Genomic DNA, 3,172 nt, shown 5'->3' on the forward strand with positions numbered 1-3,172 from the left:
GTAAGCGTCCGGTCATAACCCGCTCGACGTTTCGGGCCATCCGCCGCCCACGGCGCGATCTTCGCGCTCAGCTGTCCAGGTGCAGCGGGAGCAGCCGGCCGGTGTCGGCCTTGTGGATCGCGACCAGCTCGGCGAGGTGCTCGATGCCGGCCTCGGTAAAGGCGACGGTGTACTCATCGTTGAGGCCGATGATGCCCAGGCAGCCATCTTCCGGGGTCATCTCGCAGGAGATCTCCCACAGCCAGCCTTCGTCTTCGCCGAGTTTCTTGGCGACGAGCGGCAGGGTGTAGACCGTTTCGATCGCGTCCACGGTTAGGCCGCCTGATCGGCTGGAGCCCGAGGGGCCCGCCAGTTCCACGGCAGGAGCTCGTCGATCCGCTTGGCGGGATGGTCGGCGATGCGGCCGATGACGTCGGCCAGATAGGCCTCGGGATTGATGGCGTTGAGCTTGCAGGTCTGGATCAGGGTGTAGAAGACCGCGGCGCGGTCGCCGCCGGTGTCGGAGCCCAGGAAGGTCCAGTTGCGGCGACCCAGGGTCAGCGGCCGGATGGCGCGTTCGGCGGCGTTGTTGGTCATCTCCAGGCGCCCGTCGTCGGCGAAGCGGGTAAGCGCGGTCCAAAGTTTGAGGCTGTAACGGATGGCCTCGGCCAGATCGGCCTTGCGGCTGATCCGGGTGAGGCAGGTCTCCAGGAAGTCCTTCAGCTCCTCCAGCAGTGGCGCGCTCCTGGCCTGGCGCACAGCCAGTCGGTGCTCGGCGCTCTGACCGTTGATCTCGCGCTCGATGGCGAAGAGCGCGCCGATGCGCTCGAGCGCCTCTCGGGCCAGCGGCGACTTGGTGCTGGCGTGCGCCTCGAAGATCTCGCGCCGGGCATGCGCCCAGCAGGCCACTTCGATCAGGTTGGCCTGGCCGGTGATCGGATCAGGCGCATAGAGCTTGTCGAAGCCGCCGTAGGCGTCAGCGTGCAGGAAGCCGCGGCACGGCTTCAGCAAGGCTTGGGCGTGCACGCCCTTTCGATCGGGCGAGTACTGGTAGTAGGCCGCCGGCTGATTGGCCGAGCCCCAGGTCCGCTCGTCGCGCACCACCACCCATAATCGCCCGGTCCGGATGCTGCCGCGGCCCGGCTCCTGCACCGGGATCGGCGTGTCGTCGGCATGCACGCTCGGCCCGGCGCGGGCGTAGTCGCCGATCGCCTCGGAGAGCGGCCGCAGCAGCCACGCCATCCGGCCGATCCAGTCAGCCAGCGTCGAGCGGTCGAGCTCGACACCCTCACGGGCGTAGATCTCGGACTGACGGTTCAGCGGCAGGTGGTCGGCGTACTTGGCCACCGCCACATGGGCCAGCAGCCCCGCGCCGGGCCGGCCCCGCTCGATCGGCAGCGGGTTGATGACCTCTTCTGTCATCACGCATCTCCTGTCTTGAAGAGGTCGTGGCCCACCCACGATCCTCGTCAGACAGGAGAATTCCGCTCCCACATCCGATGCGAGCACTCCTCCCGCGCTAGCGGGTTAGTACTTCGACCCATTGCGGACATTGCGTTCCAGGATCGGCGCGAGTTGTCTGTCTGTCCTTCGGGGTCGGCACGGAATTGAAAAATGGACCTGGGTTACTTCGAGACCAGCCTGCCCGTCGCAAACATTGGCGCGTCATTGGCCTTCTACGAGGCGCTCGGTTTCGAGCGCGCCGAATATGCGGAAGATGCAGGCGTCGCCACGATGATCCGGGGCGATTGCCGGATCGGCCTATTCCAGGGTGGCCTCGATCCGAGCCGGCCGCAGCTGATCTTCTGGCAGGGTGACGTGGATAGGCTTGCCGCCGAAGTCGAACGCAACGGGGCGGCGTTCCTGCGGCCTCTGAAGAAGGACAATCACGGTGGCGCCTTCATGCTGCAGGACCCGGACGGACATCCTCTCTACGTCATCCAAATGAGCACCTTCTATCCCCAATACCTGCGGCACACGCGGGCGGCTCCGAGCGAGCGACCCGCGTCCTTGATGATCGATCGTCGGCTGGGATGGTATGAGGTCGGACTGCCCGTCGCGGAGATGCTGCGTTCGGTCGCGTTCTACGAGACGCTGGGGTTCAAGGCGGTCTTACGCGAGCCGAACGGCAAGCGAGTGACGATGCAGAACGGCGACTGTCGCGTCGGCCTTTTCCAGGGGCATCTCGATCCGGCCCGGGTCCAGCTGATTTTCTGGCAAGGCGACGTATTGGAGTTGGCCGACGATGTGCGGCGCGCTGGTCTTAAGTTCTTCCGAGGCCCGAGCGGTCAGAGCGATCACGCGACCTTCATGCTGCGCGATCCGGACGACCATCCGCTGTTCTTTATCCGCATGCCCGGCGTGGTCGGAAACGCCTAAACACGCCATGCACTCCCTCTGGCGCTAGCCGCCCGTTGGTTGTCCCTGTCGTTGGGGAACGCTCAGAGCGGCGGGTGGGGAACGAACACTGGACAGGCTCGCCGGCCTGAAAGATTGGGCTCTTCCTATTTCTGTCTCTTGTGCCTGTTGTGGCAGGACGTGCAGGTGTCGCCGAGATCGTTGGCGGCCTTGGCGAAGGCTGCGGCGTCTTCTTTGCCGGCAGCCTTTTCGGCTTCGTCCGTCAACCTGGCGAAGTCGGCGGCGGACTTTATCCAGATGGCCCCGGGCTGCTTCTGCGGGCCATTGAGGTTGCTTGCAGCATTCTTCAGCACCTGGGTGGCCAAAAGAGCCTGCTCCCATCGTTCCTGGGAGACCTTCGCGCCGGGGCCATTGACGGGATCCACTTCGCCGGCCAGCGCAAAGACCGTATTGCTCGCTGGGTCCACCAGAGCCTTCATCCCCTCCGTCACGCTCATTAGGACCGCAGCGGCCGGGCTGCCTGCGATGCAGAGGCTGGCGGCAACGGTGAAGGTAAGCAGACGCATCAGGGACCTCTAGGCGCGACGATCCTGACGTATGCGGGCGGGGTTTCGGTCGTCGTCGCACATTGCCGGAACCGATGTCCGACTTCCACCCGTTGCCGACGTTCACGGCGTCCGCTTTGAGGCGGTGTCGGTGAATGACCGCTTTCGGGCATCGAGCTAATTACCGCTTTCGACGGTGGGCTCAACCGATCGCCGCAACACACTCCGCGAACTTCTCCGCGGGGGTCTTGTAGAGCAAGGTCTTTCTTGGCCGTTCGTTGAGTTGCCGG

4 protein-coding genes are annotated in these 3,172 nt (G+C 65.1%); 1 reads left to right on the plus strand and 3 read right to left on the minus strand.

Annotation, left to right across the window (positions count from 1 at the left end):
• Positions 1–67 precede the first annotated feature (67 nt).
• Positions 68–310, minus strand: coding sequence for a hypothetical protein (locus tag E8A12_RS09195; RefSeq protein ID WP_293367880.1), 243 nt, complete (start codon positions 308–310; stop codon positions 68–70).
• A 2-nt stretch (positions 311–312) separates the two neighbouring features.
• Positions 313–1,401, minus strand: a complete 1,089-nt coding sequence (locus E8A12_RS09200; protein WP_293367882.1) for an IS66 family transposase — start codon at positions 1,399–1,401, stop codon at positions 313–315.
• A 192-nt stretch (positions 1,402–1,593) separates the two neighbouring features.
• On the opposite strand from E8A12_RS09200, the gene E8A12_RS09205 reads away from it, so the two are divergent.
• Entirely contained in the window at positions 1,594–2,358 is a 765-nt protein-coding gene (locus tag E8A12_RS09205; RefSeq protein ID WP_293367884.1) for a VOC family protein, read from the plus strand.
• 125 nt (positions 2,359–2,483) lie between these two features.
• Here the strand turns inward: E8A12_RS09205 and E8A12_RS09210 are convergent, their stop codons facing one another.
• Entirely contained in the window at positions 2,484–2,903 is a 420-nt protein-coding gene (locus E8A12_RS09210) for a hypothetical protein (protein WP_293367886.1), read from the minus strand.
• Between the last annotated feature and the right edge of the window lie 269 nt (positions 2,904–3,172).

The organism is Phenylobacterium sp., from assembly GCF_004799395.1.
GTDB lineage: Bacteria > Pseudomonadota > Alphaproteobacteria > Caulobacterales > Caulobacteraceae > Phenylobacterium.

Excerpts from the sequence above, each read along its gene's own strand:
- E8A12_RS09205 (WP_293367884.1), top strand. The coding sequence starts at position 1,594 with ATGGACCTGGGTTACTTCGAGACCAGCCTGCCCGTCGCAAACATTGGC.
- E8A12_RS09210 (WP_293367886.1), bottom strand. The coding sequence starts at position 2,903 with ATGCGTCTGCTTACCTTCACCGTTGCCGCCAGCCTCTGCATCGCAGGC.
- E8A12_RS09200 (WP_293367882.1), bottom strand. The coding sequence starts at position 1,401 with ATGACAGAAGAGGTCATCAACCCGCTGCCGATCGAGCGGGGCCGGCCC.